The sequence below is a fragment of the Bifidobacterium sp. POST2/T3 (B1) genome, assembly GCF_058197115.1.
This window is the reverse complement of sequence record NZ_JBVPQK010000036.1, coordinates 1-15,178: the sequence shown is the minus strand read 5'-3', so window position 1 is coordinate 15,178 and position 15,178 is coordinate 1. Positions and strand designations below refer to the sequence as shown.

Annotated in this window: 13 protein-coding genes; 5 read left to right on the top strand and 8 right to left on the bottom strand. The window is 56.5% G+C overall.

Annotated features, from left to right (window positions below; all coding sequences use genetic code 11):
* Nucleotides 1–186: 186 nt before the first annotated feature.
* Nucleotides 187–1,221, bottom strand: a complete 1,035-nt coding sequence (locus AC0AP0_RS03245) for an alpha/beta hydrolase (RefSeq protein ID WP_490429370.1) — start codon at nt 1,219–1,221, stop codon at nt 187–189.
* Nucleotides 1,222–1,374: 153 nt separating this feature from the next.
* On the opposite strand from AC0AP0_RS03245, the gene AC0AP0_RS03240 reads away from it, so the two are divergent.
* From AC0AP0_RS03240 to AC0AP0_RS03230, 3 genes are all read left to right on the top strand, one after another.
* On the top strand, nt 1,375–2,094 hold the full coding sequence (locus AC0AP0_RS03240) for a DUF4391 domain-containing protein (RefSeq protein ID WP_490429369.1): 720 nt from the start codon (nt 1,375–1,377) through the stop codon (nt 2,092–2,094).
* An 86-nt stretch (nt 2,095–2,180) separates the two neighbouring features.
* Nucleotides 2,181–2,321 (top strand): hypothetical protein, encoded by a 141-nt coding sequence (locus tag AC0AP0_RS03235; RefSeq protein WP_490429368.1) that lies wholly within the window; start codon nt 2,181–2,183, stop codon nt 2,319–2,321.
* Nucleotides 2,322–2,405: 84 nt separating this feature from the next.
* Nucleotides 2,406–3,536 carry a glycerate kinase gene (locus tag AC0AP0_RS03230; RefSeq protein ID WP_490429367.1) on the top strand — a complete coding sequence of 377 codons (1,131 nt, stop codon included), beginning with the start codon at nt 2,406–2,408 and terminating at the stop codon, nt 3,534–3,536.
* A gap of 136 nt (nt 3,537–3,672) precedes the next feature.
* On the opposite strand, the gene AC0AP0_RS03225 is transcribed toward AC0AP0_RS03230, so the two are convergent.
* Nucleotides 3,673–4,791 carry a zinc-binding dehydrogenase gene (locus AC0AP0_RS03225; protein WP_110412512.1) on the bottom strand — a complete coding sequence of 373 codons (1,119 nt, stop codon included), beginning with the start codon at nt 4,789–4,791 and terminating at the stop codon, nt 3,673–3,675.
* A gap of 226 nt (nt 4,792–5,017) precedes the next feature.
* Here AC0AP0_RS03225 and AC0AP0_RS03220 point away from each other — a divergent pair, with 226 nt between their 5' ends.
* Both AC0AP0_RS03220 and AC0AP0_RS03215 read left to right on the top strand, forming a co-directional pair.
* The gene (locus AC0AP0_RS03220; RefSeq protein WP_445342368.1) at nt 5,018–5,713 is read left to right on the top strand and encodes an SOS response-associated peptidase; all 696 of its coding nucleotides are present in this window, start codon (nt 5,018–5,020) and stop codon (nt 5,711–5,713) included.
* A 137-nt stretch (nt 5,714–5,850) separates the two neighbouring features.
* Entirely contained in the window at nt 5,851–6,927 is a 1,077-nt protein-coding gene (locus AC0AP0_RS03215) for a LacI family DNA-binding transcriptional regulator (RefSeq protein WP_490429366.1), read from the top strand.
* A 215-nt stretch (nt 6,928–7,142) separates the two neighbouring features.
* Here the strand turns inward: AC0AP0_RS03215 and AC0AP0_RS03210 are convergent, their stop codons facing one another.
* From AC0AP0_RS03210 to pepN, 6 genes are all read right to left on the bottom strand, one after another.
* Nucleotides 7,143–8,462, bottom strand: a complete 1,320-nt coding sequence (locus tag AC0AP0_RS03210) for an ABC transporter substrate-binding protein (protein ID WP_490429365.1) — start codon at nt 8,460–8,462, stop codon at nt 7,143–7,145.
* A 69-nt stretch (nt 8,463–8,531) separates the two neighbouring features.
* On the bottom strand, nt 8,532–9,509 hold the full coding sequence (locus AC0AP0_RS03205) for a carbohydrate ABC transporter permease (protein WP_110412508.1): 978 nt from the start codon (nt 9,507–9,509) through the stop codon (nt 8,532–8,534).
* Nucleotides 9,506–10,378, bottom strand: a complete 873-nt coding sequence (locus AC0AP0_RS03200; RefSeq protein WP_110412817.1) for a carbohydrate ABC transporter permease — start codon at nt 10,376–10,378, stop codon at nt 9,506–9,508. Before AC0AP0_RS03200 ends, AC0AP0_RS03205 begins: the two co-directional genes overlap by 4 nt.
* A gap of 531 nt (nt 10,379–10,909) precedes the next feature.
* Complete coding sequence (locus AC0AP0_RS03195; RefSeq protein ID WP_110412507.1) at nt 10,910–11,563, bottom strand: peptide deformylase; 654 nt, start codon at nt 11,561–11,563, stop codon at nt 10,910–10,912.
* Between the two features lie 49 nt (nt 11,564–11,612).
* Nucleotides 11,613–12,989 carry a phosphoglucosamine mutase gene (glmM, locus tag AC0AP0_RS03190; protein WP_490429364.1) on the bottom strand — a complete coding sequence of 459 codons (1,377 nt, stop codon included), beginning with the start codon at nt 12,987–12,989 and terminating at the stop codon, nt 11,613–11,615.
* 98 nt (nt 12,990–13,087) lie between these two features.
* Nucleotides 13,088–15,178, bottom strand: a 2,091-nt coding sequence (gene pepN / locus AC0AP0_RS03185; RefSeq protein ID WP_490429363.1) for an aminopeptidase N, incomplete at its 5' end; no start/stop codon positions are given.

Below are 15,178 nucleotides of genomic sequence, written 5' to 3'. Positions count from 1 at the left end.
CCTTGGACAGGTCAACCAGCTGGTCGATGGTCTCCAGGTTGCTCAGCTTCTCTACCAAGGTCTTCTCGTCCATGAATTACTCCTCTATAAGCGGCGGTGCAGACACCGGGGGCCTTGCGCCATCGATGCCCACCTTTCTCTTCCCATCATAGCCAGCGACCGGATGAACCGGGCGCGCAAAGAGGCTTAAATCAGGTCATAGGAAAAATCGTGGATCTGATCCAGGGCCTGCCGACTCTCCTCCAGCCAGGTCATGGCCACCGGATAGACGTGTCCCAGGGTCTGCAGACGGTTGGGCCTCAGGTCGTGCAGCTCGAAGTCACGGCCTTTCCTGCACAGAATCTCAGCCATCTTGAGCGCGTCGCCCTGCAGAAAGTCGTCGGCGCTAGTGTTTAGGAAGACCGGAGGCAGGCGGACCATATCAACCATGGTCGTCAGGTCGGCCACTTGATCGCCCCCAGCCTCCACGAAGCTTCTAAAGAAGGATGGAGCAACTATAGTCAGGCCATCGGTGGGCGAACCAGTCGGATGGAAGCCTTCCAGATCCACCGACAAGTATGGAGTCAGATCGAGCAGGCCTGAGACCAAGGCAGCGCCCCGAGGCCGCAAACCGGCAGGCTTCAGCCCCAGCCTTTGTGCAAATTGGTTATCGGACTCCACTGCCAACGTATAGAGAGCCAGCGTGCCTCCGGCCGAGTCGCCCGTCAGAAAGATCCGATCAGGCGAAACCGGATACTCGTCCAGGTGGCTCTTTATCCAGGTCAGCGCCGTCAGCACGTCACCCAGCTGGCCCATGAAGTCCGTGCTGGGGATCAGCCGATAGTTGACCGAGAAGACTGCAAAGCCACGCTGGGCCAAGTGGGTGCAAAAGTTCCGGTTGAGCTCCTTGTATCCGTACATGAACCCGCCGCCGTGGATGTCGATGTAGACCGGGATCACCCTGCCGTTGCGCAGCATGGCATCGTGAGGCAGATAAAGATCCAGCTTGTGTGCGCGCAAATCATCGTCCACATAGGCGATGTCGTTGAGACAGTCCACCCCCTCGGGCACCTGCCAGTGACGGGAGCGGGGAGCATCCATACGCCCAAATGTCAGCCGGGAGCCCAGAACAGCCCGAGCAATATCCGGACTGCAGCCATCCAGGTCCCCGTCGACCTCGGTCCAGCCCTCCAGCAGTTCGCGTTCCTGGTTGGTTACCGTCATCTCTGAATCTTTGCTCATTATTCAGCCCTCATCGCTCCAACCCGCAGATCACGTTCTCACATCCGGTCGTGTGGGTTTACAGCCAATATACATTGCCGGCAAACGGACACTCTTGCCCATGATCGCGCCCCTGCCGGTAGAATAACGGAAACAGCGACAGAAAGGCCAAGGATGACAATCGCAACCTACGAAGGCATGTCCGCGCTCTCCCTGGGCCTGCCGCCCACCACCGCCATTCCAGCAGCCAAGGGCGAAATGCCCATACGAGCTTTCACTACGCGACCGCCCGTCTCTTCACGGCTGCGCCAGCACTTCTCCACCAGCGTCGACAAGATCGTCATGCTGGCCCTGCTGCGGCCCGGAACCATTCCTGTGACAGACGGCGCGCACTGCCATGAGGTACTGGTCATGGCCATCGGGCTGAAGATCCCCTATGTGCCGGAGGATGTGCTGGAACATATCGCCGCCATGCGCTCCTCAGGCATGGTCTTCATCACCGTTCACCAGGGTGAAAAGGGTCTCGTTTGCACGCCGGCCGTCCGCCGAGCCCTGCCCACCAAAGCAGGTCATGAGACCAGACATACGCTCCACCTGGGTAGGCCTCGCTCAGCCGATAAGACCAATCTGACCCTGGTCGGCGACGATATGGACCAGCTCTGGGACAGCCTGTGCGCGCAGGTAACCTTGGACCAGACCGACGGCAGGGATCTGGACAACCGACTCGCCGTACGCGAGCGCATCGACCTGCTCAAGGCCCAGGAGGCAAAACTGACCAGAGACCATGGCCGGGCCAGAACCACCCAGGATCGCAACACAGCCTTCGCCAAACTCCAGAAGGTCCGTGCCGAGCTGAATCAGCTTTCCTCCGATGACCAGACAACTGAGGTTTAGACGGCAAAGCCGAGCCAGGCCTAGTCTGACATAGTTCCAGCCCAGACTTGCCCAAGCAGATCGCAAACCTCATCCAAGCCATGTGCGTGCCTGGACCTATGCTGGCACCCATCGCCAGCATTCTCATAGCAGCCGCCATCTCCGCAAGCGCCATCCTGGGCAGCAGCTCCTTCGCCAAGCCCGTCAACATGACCCTGGACGAGCGAATGAAGGTAGTCCCCCTTTGAGTTGCGGTAGACCTGACCATGACACTGGTGGCCATGCTGGTCTATCTGGTCTTCTGAATCGACGAGTCAGGAAAGGTCGCAACCATGAAAATCATCATCGCACCCGATTCTTTCAAGGGCAGCCTGACCGCCAAGGAAGCCGCAAAGGCCATCGAACGCGGATTGCAACGCAGCCCCCTCAAGGCTGAAATGGTCCTGGTGCCCATGGCCGACGGCGGTGAGGGCACGGTCCAGTCTCTGGTCGATGCCACCGGAGGCCATATGATCCAGACCCAGGTCACCGGACCCCTGGGCCAGACCGTGAATGCCAGCTATGGCATCCTAGGCGACGGGCGGACAGCCGCCATCGAGATGGCTGCGGCCAGCGGCATCCAGTTCGTCAACGAGCAGACCCGAAATCCGCTGGTCACCACTACCTACGGTACAGGCGAGCTGATCAGCAAAGCCCTGGACCAGGGCGCGCAGGAGATCATCTTGGGCTTGGGCGGATCAGCCACCAATGATGGTGGCGCCGGCATGGCTCAGGCCCTGGGTGCCCGGCTCCTGGACGCTGACGGACGCGCATTGTCCCAGGGAGGAGCGGCGCTGGCCCGACTGGACCGGATCGACGTCTCCGGGCTAGATCCCCGTCTTGCCCGCACCCGGATTCGTCTGGCCTCAGATGTGACCAACCCCCTGACCGGCCCCGAAGGAGCATCGGCCGTCTTCGGCCCGCAAAAGGGGGCGGACCCATCCATGGTTGCCATCCTGGATGCGGCCCTTGCTCATTATGCAGCTGTTATTCGCAAAGACCTGCACCGAGAGGTGGAGACCAAGCCGGGCGCAGGGGCCGCCGGAGGTCTGGGCGCAGGATTCCTGGCCTTTACTCCGGCGGTCATGGCCTCGGGCGTCAATATTGTTGTGGACACCACCCACCTCAAGGAACTGGCCCGTGACGCTGACCTCTGCTTCACTGGCGAGGGCGACATCGACTTCCAGACCGCTTTCGGCAAGACCCCCATGGGTACAGCCCAGGCCGTCAAGGAGTCCTCCCCCAGCTGCAAGGTAATCGCCCTGGCAGGTAACGTGGGCGCCGGGACCGAAGAGCTCTACAAGGTGGGCATCGACGCCATCTTCAGCATCAGCCCCGGGGCCGTCAGCCTTGAGGATGCCATGGCCAAGGCCGCCGACAACCTCGCCGCAGTGGCCGAGAACATTGGTAGACTCCTGGCCTGATCGGGCTTTAGGTTGTCAGAACGGCATAAGGGACTCCGGATGTCTTTCGCACCCGGAGTCCCCTGTAATCCAGAACCCCTGTCAGGACCCCTGTTCGGCATAACCTTCAGCAGTCATGCCGAACAGCTGGAAGTGATCAGTCGAATTCGGTGATGACCGAACGGACGACCTCGCCGTTGATCAGCTGCTTGTAAGCCTCGTCGATCTGGCTCAGCTTGATGTGCTGGCTGACGATGTCATGCATGTTCAGCCGCCCATCCACAGCGAAGTCAGCATACATGGGGATGTCGTGCTTGATGTTGGTGGAGCCCATCAGTACACCCTTGAAGCCGCGCTGATGATTCAGCAGGTCTGCCGGGTTGATCTCCAGAGTGATTGTGGCATCCGGCTTGGCCATGCCGATCGCGTAGGCTGTGCCGCCCACGCCCAGTATGTCCCAGGCCTGCTTCATGGTGACGGGCAGACCGATGGCCTCGAATGCCTTGTCCACGCCGCCGTTGGTCAGCTCGCGCACCTTGGCCACGGGGTCCTCATTCTTGGAGTTGATTACGTCGGTGGCACCGAACTTACGGGCGAACTCCAGCTTGTTGTCCAGCAGGTCGATGGCGATGATCCGCTTGGCGCCGCAAATCCTGGCTCCCGAGATGATGTTCAGACCGATGCCGCCGGTGCCGATCACGGCCACGGTATCGCCGGGGCGTACATGGGCGGTGTTGATGGCCGCACCTGCTCCGGTAATGGTGGCGCAACCGATGCAGGCTGCCTCATCCCACTTGACCTGGTTGTTGACCACAGCCAGCTGGTTCTCGTGGACCAGTGCCTTCTCGGCGAAGCCGCCGATGCCGAAAGCCTGGGTGATGGGCCGGCCGTCGGGGAAGGACAGACGGGGCTTCTCACCCGCGCCGCGTACGCACTCCTGCTGCTGAGTGCAGGACTGAGGCTGGCCCTTGAGGCAGTTGGCGCAGTGTCCGCAGACCTGCTCCAAGGAAGCCACCACGCGGTCGCCAACCTTGATGGCGGACACCTCGGGGCCCACAGCCTCGACGATGCCCGAGATCTCATGGCCGATCACAGCCGGGAACGGGAAGGCCTTGTCGTCATCCTCGACCAGATGCAGATCCGAATGGCATAGACCCGAGGCCTGCACGTCCACCAGGACCTCCGCGCCGATAGGATCGTCAATGACGACCTCCTCGGGCTGGGCGAATCCCTTGCCGATACCGTAAGCAATCGATGCCTTGATCTTCTGAGGCATAAGCCATCTCCTAATAACCATGTTCCTGTCGGTTCATTCCGGCAGGACAAATGTATATCGTTAAATAATGTACTGTAGCCACGGTGGTCTTCAATGCACACGCCATTGTTGCAGAACACCTTATATTATAGCAGGGAAAGGCCTCAACTGCCATGTAAACTTTTCCCAGTAGAGGCCCTCCGGCGTTTCCTCTACGCTGGCTTCAAACCTCCATAGAATGAGGACCATGTGTGGACGATTCGCGGCTGACCTAGACTACTCCAGCCTGGCCGAGCATTATGGTGCCCAGCAGGCTCCGGGACTGCCCAAGCCCTCCTGGAACATCAGTCCCGGATCGGCCATCGCCCTGGTGGCCCAGGACCGACATGGACGACGGCACCTGCATACGGCCCGCTGGAACCTGGTCCCGTCCTGGTCGGACAGCGATCAGATGGCCTATCCCACCCACAACGCCCGAGTGGAGAGCGCTCTGACCAAGCGAACCTACGCGGACTCAGCCAGGAGTCAGAGGGCCATCATTCCGGCCAGCGGCTACTACGAGTGGACACCTGACCACCAGCCCTACTACTTCCAGGCTCCTGACGGCCACACCCTGAACATCGCCGGTCTCTACTCTTGGTGGCGGGCCAGACCCGGCCAGCCCTGGCTGCTGACGGCCACCATTCTGACGACGCAAGCCACGCCAGAGGCCGCCCGGGTGCACGACCGGATGCCCCTGCTGATCACCGATGAGAACCTGGAGTCCTGGCTGGATCCAGGCATGGATGGTAGGACGATTCTGCCAAAGGCTGTGGAGCCTGGCCGTCATGCCTCCGAAGAATTGATCATGCACCCGGTGGCGCCCTTGAAAGGGGACGGACCGGAACTGACCAAGGATATGGCTCTGAATCAGAGTGTCAAAAGGAGTCAGATTTTCAAGTAGCTAGTGCAGGCATCTTAATAAGATTATTCACCGAGCAGTCTACAGTAAGATGGACATATAGCTGAGGAAAGAACCGGCCAGCAGATTTCTTTCGGTTGGATACCGTGTTCGTACTTTCGGTAGACGTTGGAGAAAACATGCCAGCCAAGAGGACCACCATAAAGGATGTTGCCAAAAAGGCTAACGTATCCATTAGAACCGTCTCAAACGTCATCAACAACCGTGATGACCAAATGAGGCCAGGCACTAAGTCACGTGTCGAAAGGGCAATTAAAGATCTTGGTTATCAGGTGAATCGCTCGGCTAGGGCACTGAAAACCGGTAAAACCAAGGTGCTTGGTTTAGCTATGCCAGACTTCGACCAGCCTTTCATCGGATTCCTGGTGAACGCTTTCGACGAGGCTGCTCGCCGGAGGGGATACGCCACGGTAAGCAGTCTTTTCGGCTTCTCCAACGAGAGACGCAGAGACTTCGCTGATAGTATTCCTAGGATCAACGCGGACGGTTGGGCTTACCTCTTTGAAGAGCCCATTCACCCCGACTCACCTCTTTTCCAGCAAAACGTGCCTCTAATCTTGATCAGTGACTATTCCTCCGCTGGCATGTATGACATCATCACTATGCCTAATGCGGAATCCTCTCAATATCTCACCAATACTCTGTTCGACCAGGGATGCTCTAGCATTGCCTTCATAGGCGCTCCCGAAAGCTTGTATGCTGAATCAGCAGCAGATAACGATAAACTCAAGTACCTCATCATGAATGCAACGGACGGGAATGGCACCCTTCGTTTGAAAGGGTATGTGCTGGCTCATCTTCAACGTGGAAAGGAAATCCCCTGGAACCAGGTCATACCCACCAAACACATGACCAGCTTCAGTGGAGTGACAGCTACGTATAATCTTCTTAAAAACAAGGTGCTACCTGATTCTATAGTTTGTGTCAACGACGCTGTAGCTATGGGAGTTATCTCCACACTAACCCGTAATGGTTTCTCTGTCCCTGAACAGATCCGCGTATGCGGTTTTGATAATATTCCTGAAAGTGAAATCTCAGTTCCGCCGCTGACTACGATCAACTTTCATATAGATCAATATGCTCAGCTTGCAGTTGATGCTCTAGTGAGCCGGATCAACGGGAACCATGAGCCCGCGAATACCTTCACGTCCGGTTTCAATCTCATCGAGCGTGAATCGACTAGGATTTTCTCATAATCAATAGGACCCCAGAGGCTTGATAAGCACAGTATCTTTTGACGCGATCTTACGGACTCGTTGCGGTTTACGGCTCCATAATCCTTATATATTCGTATCGATAAGCAACACTGAACAATATATAAGTGTGGCTCAATATTCTGATCCTCTTCTATTATTAGCAGGGAGGGCTGTTAATCCAGGCCCTCCCCGTAAATAGAGATGATCCTACCTATTTATTCCCTGACTTCGAATCCCTGGTCCTTCCCATATTTCAAAAGGCCTTTACGCCAGTTGTTCAATCCTTCTTTTAGTGTTACCTCACCAATAACAGCTTTACCGGCCGTATCTCCGTAGGTCGTCTGCGCATAAACCTGATAGGGCAAGAATTGCCATTTTGTATCAACGGTATCAGGCGCCTTGGCAAGAACTTCGTTTATCTTTTGGTCGCCGAAATAAGGATCAGAACGATCTAAAAAGTCTTTGTCCTGTAGCGTCCTTTTGTCGGCAGGGAACTGTCCCTTCTCAACGCGTGCTTTGATACCAGCAGAGTTATGGCAAACGAAATCTATAAACTTATAAGCTGCATCAGCCTGCTTGCTTGAAGCGAGGATGGCAAGAGAGGAGCCGCCATCTTCACCATTTGAGGGATGCCCTTCATCAAGCATGAGCATGGGGGCGACGCGCCATTGGCCCTTAGTATCAGGAGCGGAATCATCCAACATCGAACCCATCCACGCCCCGCACAAAAGCGATGCGATGTGCCCATTATTTAAACTATGATTCCACTCATCTGACCATTGCACGGACTTAGTATCAAGCAATCCTTCATTGAGCATCTTTTGCCAGACATCCAGTAGTCTGTCCAGGTTAGGGTTATTGTCAAAATTAATACCGAGCGTTTTGTCTTTGACTGTAAATGGATGGCTTCCTACGGCCCACATCATCTCCTCTAAAGGAGCAAATGCACCACTGTCATAGGAGATGTAATAGTCACTGCCAAGCGCATGGATCTTCTTCGCGGCTTCATAATATTGGTCAAAAGTCTTAGGAGCCTCAGTCACACCCGCCTTATCGAAAATATCTTTATTGTAAAAAAGTGCCATAGGGCCTGTATCGACAGGCAAAGAATAAATATCTCCATTCACATTGACGGAATTCCAAGCACCTTTAGTATAAAAGTCCTTGTACGAGTCGGCCCCGTAGCCGGAAAGTTTCTTCAGCGAGCCCTGCATGGCGAACTGAGGAACTGCACCGTATTCTATCTGAGCAACATCCGGGGCTCCGGAACCCGCGGAAATAGCATTGCTTAGAGCTTGGTAATGCTTGTTGCTGGTGCCAACATTCGTTATCTTAACCTTGATGGATGGATTCTTTTTCTCGAAGAGTTTGGCGGCATCCGTATAGGTTGGTTCCCAGGCCCAGACATTCAGAACAACCTGGTCACCATTACCTCCCGCGCTGCTTGAGTTACCGCTCCCAGATCCGCAAGCTGATACCGACAGAAGCATTGCACCCGCAATACAACCAGTCACTAATTTCTTCGTTGAAACCAATTTGTTATCTCCTTCTTGCTATTTGCTTCTTTAGAAATGCTAAAAATGCCAATTAATGCCGCCTGTTTATTACTCTTTGACTGCACCGGCAGCCAGACCAGACTGCCAATAACGTTGCAGGGTCAAAAAAGCAATAACCAGAGGTATGATTGTGATTAGACTCCCTGTGATAACAAGGTTCTGGATGGCCTGTCCTCCAGCTGTGCTTGCCTGATCTTTCCATTGATTTAGGCCGATGGTCAGCGGATACCATTGCGCGTCTTTGAGCATGATCAGGGGGAGGAAGTAGTTATTCCAAGTGGCGACAATGGTAAAAAGCGAACAAGTCACAACACCAGGCGCAAGAAGCGGAAGGCTAATCTGCCTGAATGTGCGCCATTCGGAGGCACCGTCCACTCTCGCCGCTTCCAGAAGTTCAGAGGGTACAGCTTGTTCCGAAAAAATCCACATCAAGTAAAGACCGAATGGACTAATCAGACTGGGAATGATCATGGACCAGGGAGTATTGGTCAGCCCGACTTTGGCAAAGAGAAGGAACTGAGGCACAGCAAGCGCTATACCGGGTACGCTGATTGAACCAATGATCACAGCGAATACAGCCCGCCGACCAGGAAACCGGAACTTGGCCAAAGCATAGCCACCCATTACAGCAAATACCGTGGCTCCGCCAGCACCAATGACGACGTACAGAAGAGTATTAAGAAACCATCTTCCGAATATGCCATCCTGATACGTGAAGACAGTTCGGATGTTATCCCATAAAGCGAATGAATGCCCTAGACCCAAGCCAAAAGTACCCGTGAAGTCAGACTGGGTCTTGGTGGCGTTGATAATCAAATAGACAAAGGGAAACAGACAATAGACAGCAAATATACCGCAAACCAGCGTCATCCACATGGACCGGCGAGGGTTTGAGGGATTGTAGAAACCTTTAGTCGCCGCCCGTCTCCGCTCAGCTCGTTCATCTTTGGCAATTCTGCGCTGACGTAGCTGTTCCCGTCGCTTAGTCGTTCGGGCGTCTTTGATCAAAGTAATATAACTACTCATCGCATCTGCTCCTTCATGCTGTTCAGCTGGACCACGTATGCGATGGCCATAGTTATAGCAGCCATCACAATAGCCAAGGCTGCCGCATAGTTGCTTTGATTCCCCGAAAAACTCAGATTATATGCATACATGTTCGGGGTGAAATAAGAAGTGATTGAATTCCCCGGCACCATGCTTTGCATAACACTAGGTTCATTGAAAAGCTGGAAGGACCCGATAATACTGAAAATCACGGTGATTGCAAGCGAGCCGCGCAGCTCAGGCATCTTAATATTTCGCACTATCTTCCACTCAGATGCTCCGTCGATAGCTGCAGCCTCATAAAGGGAATGGGGAATGGTAGATAAGGAGGAGTAGAAAATCAGCATGTTGTATCCCGTAAACTCCCAAGTCACGATGTTGCCTATCGAGGCAAGAAGGACCGAAGGCTGCAATACATCTATATGGGTCCCAAAAAAGGAGTTGAATGTACCCACGAGGCCATATTTAGCCCCATACATGAAGCCCCAGATCAGAGCTGAGACCACAGCCGGAACCGCATAAGGGAGGAAGGTCGATATCCGGAAGAATTTGGTCCCATGCAAGCGCATGGAATCTAGCGCAAGGGCCATCAAAGCCGACAGACAGAGCATGATGGGAACCTGGACGATGGTGAATACAACGACCCTACGAACAGAAGACCAGAACTGTGCATCACGGAAAAGGCGGGTGTAGTTTGCCAGACCAACAAATGAATTGCCGCCAACCAGACGTTGCTGGTAGAGCGAAAGCCAGATTGCATAGACGATGGGAATGACAAAGACCAGGATAAACATAACTGCGAATGGCCCCATGAATTTCCAGCCGCGCCAATCCTTACGGTGACTCATTTCACCAGCCACATGACCCTCGCTACTTTCTCCCCTGGGAATCGTCGGTGAGGTGCTGACCCTATCCATCACGTCCTCCTCTTTGAAGGAATAGCTTACGGTGTTGTAAGCACAATAACGTTATAGAAATAGAAGCTGATTATTTGTGCTGAATCAGAATAAATCGCTTGATACAACACAAAAATCGCTGTCATCTTTTCTATAACGTTATAGTTATAACACTTGTTTCTCGGTTTTGCAAAGCACATGGCCGTTTATAAAACCGTTAGGCATTCCTTGCATAGAAGAATAGGAACGTCCTGAATAGATATTCTTCAGCCTTCGCGCGTCTGTACGTTTAATGCCCATTTACCTGGCCTAGGTTGGACATTGCTCTCGACTATGACACGAGTATTCGCAGGAACTCAGGTCGCGACCAGTACAAGATGAGTTGAGATGGATCTAAACAACCTAAAAGATAGGCTGGCTTAAGAACGTAGTGATTTTGTTGTACTCTCGTACCGACAGGTAGGAACAGTGTGACTAATGGATTTAAAACGAAAATCCCAACTCCATAGCAGCCTCCGTAGGTACCGGGTCAAAAGCCCAGTATTCACTCAGGTTATCGTCTGAAGAGAGGCTGCGGATCTCAGCCTGGTCTATATACACCTCTCCCGAAAGATGGTCGGTCTCATGTTGAAAGATACGGGCCGGCCATCCGTGCATGGCCTCCCGATGCTTCTTGCCAGTCTCATCCTGCCAGTTGGCGGTGATGTCAAGCCAACGACCGCGGACAGCCTGGTACCCCTCCAGGGAAAGGCATCCCTCATAGAAGGCCTTCCTGGCAGTACCCACAGGTTCATATGAGGGATTAATGATGGCCCTAAAAGGTAGTTCTGCAATTTCGCGTGGGTCGTCTTCATCATCACGCAAGTGGTCCTCAACCACCGCAATGGCCAGACTCAGACCGATCTGGGGAGCAGCCAATCCCACGCCCGGAGCCTCAAGCATTGTCCTGCGCATGGCCTTGACCAGACGGTTCAAGGTCTTTCTGGAGAGTTGACCAGTATAGGTTTGCGTCTTCTGACGCAGTACCGGCTCTCCCATCTGGACAATGGGTAGGGTACCCTGTCTCCCAGCGCTAGAGAGCATGGTATCGACCTGACGATTCAGGGAAGTGTCTATTCTGCCGTTTCTTTCGAACATGGTGTCCTTCCTGGATTCCAGACAGGCGAGTAATCTGCCCTACTAGTCTTTAGATAGCCAGCTCGTCGGCCACAACTGATGCCAGCCGCTGGCAGACCTGGTCGGCCTGCTCCTGGGTGGCCGCCTCGACCATGACCCTGACCAGGGGCTCGGTGCCCGAGGGCCGCAACAGGACCCGGCCGGTGCTGCCCAGCATCCGCTCCTCCGCCTCGACCGCATCCTGAACCTTGGCATTGGTGCGGGCCGCATTCTTGTCCACGCCGGGCACGTTGATCAGCTGCTGAGGCAGCTGGGGGAAGTCAGCAGCCAGCTCCTTTAGGCTCTTGCCCGAGCGCACGACCTCCTTGGCCAGGGTCAGAGCCGTCAGGGTTCCGTCGCCGGTGGTGGCGAACTCCCGGTTGATGACGTGCCCGGACTGCTCGCCGCCCAGGGTGTAGCCTCCGCGCAGCATCTCCTCAAGGACGTAGCGATCGCCCACAGCCGTCTGGACAGTGACGATGCCCATCTGCTTCAGGGCCAGCTTGAGTCCAAGGTTGCTCATGACCGTGACCACCAGGGTGTCGTTGGCCAGCTTGCCCTCGCGTTGCTTGGCGCGGGCCAGGATGCCCATAATCTGATCGCCGTTGACCATGTTTCCCTCTTCATCCACGGCCAGACAGCGGTCGGCATCCCCGTCGAAGGCCACGCCCATGACCGCGTCCGAGGCCTTGACCATGGCCTGAAGCTGCTCGGGATGGGTGGACCCGGCGTGCTTGTTGATGTTGTAGCCGTCGGGAGAGGCGTTGATGACCACCACGTCCGCACCGGCCCGGCGCAGGGCCTCAGGGGCTACCACCGAGGTGGCTCCATTGGCACAGTCAGCCACGATCCGCAGACCGTCCAAGGGCTTGGTTTGGGTCTTGTCAGGGGCTACAGGGGCCACGGCCTCCACTAGATGGTCGATGTACATGTTGGTGGCGGTCACCGTGTCATGGGAGACGCGGCCCACACCTTCGCCCACCGGGCGCTCCCAGTCCTGGCCCAGGACCGATTCGATGTCGTCCTCCTTGGAATCCTGGAGCTTGAAACCACCCCGGGCGAAGAACTTGATGCCGTTGTCGGGCATGGGGTTATGAGAGGCGGAGATGACCGCCCCCATCTCCACGTTGAGCACGCTGGTCAGGTAGGCGATGCCCGGAGTAGGAATGATGCCCACGTCGATCACGTCGAAGCCGCCCGAAGACATGCCAGCGGCCAGGGCCGAGGCCAGGAAGTCCCCGGAGACCCTTGTGTCGCGGCCGATCAAGGCCCTTCGGCGGCCCGCGGACCGATCCGCGCCACGGCCCAGGACGCGGACTGCTGCATCGCCCAGATCCAGGGCCAGTTGAGCAGTCAGGTCTCTATTGGCTAAACCGCGTACACCATCGGTACCGAATAATCTGGGCATTTGCTCTCCTCCGAACGTACCATCCTATATGCAGGCAACAGATTCATTATGGCCCCGCCCCTGACCCGTCGCCACTCGGGCCAGAGCGGGCGGAATACTCAGCGCAGCCGCTCGTTGTATTCGCGGACCTTGAGGATGCGCCTGGAGGACTCCGTATTCTGGATGATCATTCCGCGTAGGGCCTTGGGAGCCTCGGCGTGGTCGGCCAGCCAGGCGTCGCCCGCCTTGACCAGGGCAGCCGGATCAGCCTTAGTCGGGTAGAGCCCGCCTGCCGACAGGGGGTTGAGCAGGGTCTCAGCGATGTGGAAGGTCTTATGGGCCCAGACCTCGTCTACGGCCGCAAAGAAGCGGTTTACGTAGGGTGCGAAAAGCTCCTGGTCCCCGGAGCCGGAGAAGCCGTCGGCCAAGGCCTCGATCTGCGAGTTGGTCAGATCCTCGTTGTGCAGAGCCTGATCCCAGGCCCAGGCCTTGGTCTCAGCCGTCGGACGGGCGGCCCGGGCGCCCATGGCGAACTCGCGGTTCTCCGTGGTGTCTTTCGCGGCCAGCTCCCGGTCGATCTCGCCGTCAGCCAGCAGGTCGTGGGCAGACAAGGCGTGGATGATCAGCCAACGGGTGTTGTTGTCGATGGTCAGCCCCTCCAGCTTCAGGTCGCCGCTCAGCAGACCCCGGGCATGATCCTCGAAGTCGGCATCGTCCCCGTAGCCCAGGTAGGCGCGGACCAGCTGGAATTGCTCGTCCGAACCCGGTTGGGCCTTCATGGCCAGATCCCAGAGCGTGCTGGCCACCAGCTGCAGCATGGGCTGACGGCGACGGGAAGCGGTGAAATGGTGGGCAGCTGTCGAAATCTGGGACAGGGCGTAGCGGAAGGTGGTGGACTGGTGCTCAGTGGCCAGTGCCTTCAAGCTCAGGCTGATGAAGCGCTCAGCAGGGAACTGCGCATCCCTGGTCATGTCCCACAAGCTGAGCCAGACCACGGCCCGAGCCAGACGGTCCTCGATCCGGTACAGGTTCTGCGTGGCATACTCCAGGGAGTCCTGATCCAGGCGCAGCTTGGCGTAGGTCAGGTCGTCGTCGTTGATCAGAATCAGGGCCGGTCGCTTCTTGCCAACGATCTGGGGCACTTCGGCTCCCTGGCCGTCCAGATCCAGCTCGAACCGGTCTGTACGCACCACCTTGCCGGACTGATCCTCGTCATAGAAGCCCACAGCCAGGCGATGCGGACGCAGGACGGGATGCTCCTCGGGAGCGGTCTGGTCGATCCGCATGGCGGTGATGCTCCCCTGCTCGTCGGTCTGCACCTGGCTGGTCAGCGTGGTGATGCCAGCCTCCTCAAGCCAAAGCCGGGACCAGTTGCCCAGGTCGCGGCCGCTGGTCTTCTCCAGCTCGGTCAGCAGATCCTTCAGGGTTGCGTTGCCGTGGGCATGGGCCGTCAGATAGTTGTGAATGCCTTGGAAGAAGCGATCACGGCCCACGTAGGCGACCAGCTGCTTCAACACGGAACCGCCCTTGGCATAGGTGATGCCGTCGAAGTTGACCTCGGTATCATGCAGGTCACGGATTGGGGCCACCACAGGATGCGTGGTGGGCAGCTGGTCCTCGGTCAGGGCCCAGCTCTTCTCCCCGGAGCAGAAGGTGGCCCAGTCGTCAGTCCACTCGGTGGCCTCGGCAGTGGCCAGAGTCGACATGAACTCAGCGAAGGACTCGTTCAGCCACAGATCATTCCACCACTTCATGGTCACCAGGTCGCCAAACCACATGTGGGCCAGCTCGTGCAGGACGGTCTCCACACGGCGATTGATCTGTGCCCCTGTGGCCTTGGACTCGAAGACGTAGGAATCACGGAAGGTGACCAGGCCGATGTTCTCCATGGCGCCCGCGTTGTATTCGGGCACGAAGATCTGGTCGTACTTAGCCCAAGGGAAGGGCAGGTCCCAGGTCTTGGCGTAGAAGGCGAAGCCTTTCTTGGTCACGTCGAAGAGGTATTCGGCATCTCCGTCCAGGGAGTCCTTCAGCGCCTGTCGGCAGTACAGGCCCATAGGGATGGTCCGTCCATCCTCGTTCTGATACTCGCTGGTCCATTGGGCGTAGGGTCCGGCGGCGAAGGCGGTCAAATAGGAGCTCATGACCGGGGTGGTCTGGAAGACCCAACGGGTCACGCCCTCGGTGCGGCCGCCCTCCAGGGTTCCCTC

What these genes read in the sequence shown, in the direction of transcription:
- AC0AP0_RS03215 (WP_490429366.1), top strand. Translation starts at nt 5,851, where the DNA reads ATGCCAGCCAAGAGGACCACCATAAAGGATGTTGCCAAAAAGGCTAAC.
- AC0AP0_RS03220 (WP_445342368.1), top strand. Translation starts at nt 5,018, where the DNA reads ATGTGTGGACGATTCGCGGCTGACCTAGACTACTCCAGCCTGGCCGAG.
- AC0AP0_RS03230 (WP_490429367.1), top strand. Translation starts at nt 2,406, where the DNA reads ATGAAAATCATCATCGCACCCGATTCTTTCAAGGGCAGCCTGACCGCC.
- AC0AP0_RS03225 (WP_110412512.1), bottom strand. Translation starts at nt 4,791, where the DNA reads ATGCCTCAGAAGATCAAGGCATCGATTGCTTACGGTATCGGCAAGGGA.
- AC0AP0_RS03200 (WP_110412817.1), bottom strand. Translation starts at nt 10,378, where the DNA reads ATGAGTCACCGTAAGGATTGGCGCGGCTGGAAATTCATGGGGCCATTC.
- AC0AP0_RS03245 (WP_490429370.1), bottom strand. Translation starts at nt 1,221, where the DNA reads ATGAGCAAAGATTCAGAGATGACGGTAACCAACCAGGAACGCGAACTG.
- AC0AP0_RS03240 (WP_490429369.1), top strand. Translation starts at nt 1,375, where the DNA reads ATGACAATCGCAACCTACGAAGGCATGTCCGCGCTCTCCCTGGGCCTG.
- AC0AP0_RS03195 (WP_110412507.1), bottom strand. Translation starts at nt 11,563, where the DNA reads ATGTTCGAAAGAAACGGCAGAATAGACACTTCCCTGAATCGTCAGGTC.
- AC0AP0_RS03205 (WP_110412508.1), bottom strand. Translation starts at nt 9,509, where the DNA reads ATGAGTAGTTATATTACTTTGATCAAAGACGCCCGAACGACTAAGCGA.
- glmM (WP_490429364.1), bottom strand. Translation starts at nt 12,989, where the DNA reads ATGCCCAGATTATTCGGTACCGATGGTGTACGCGGTTTAGCCAATAGA.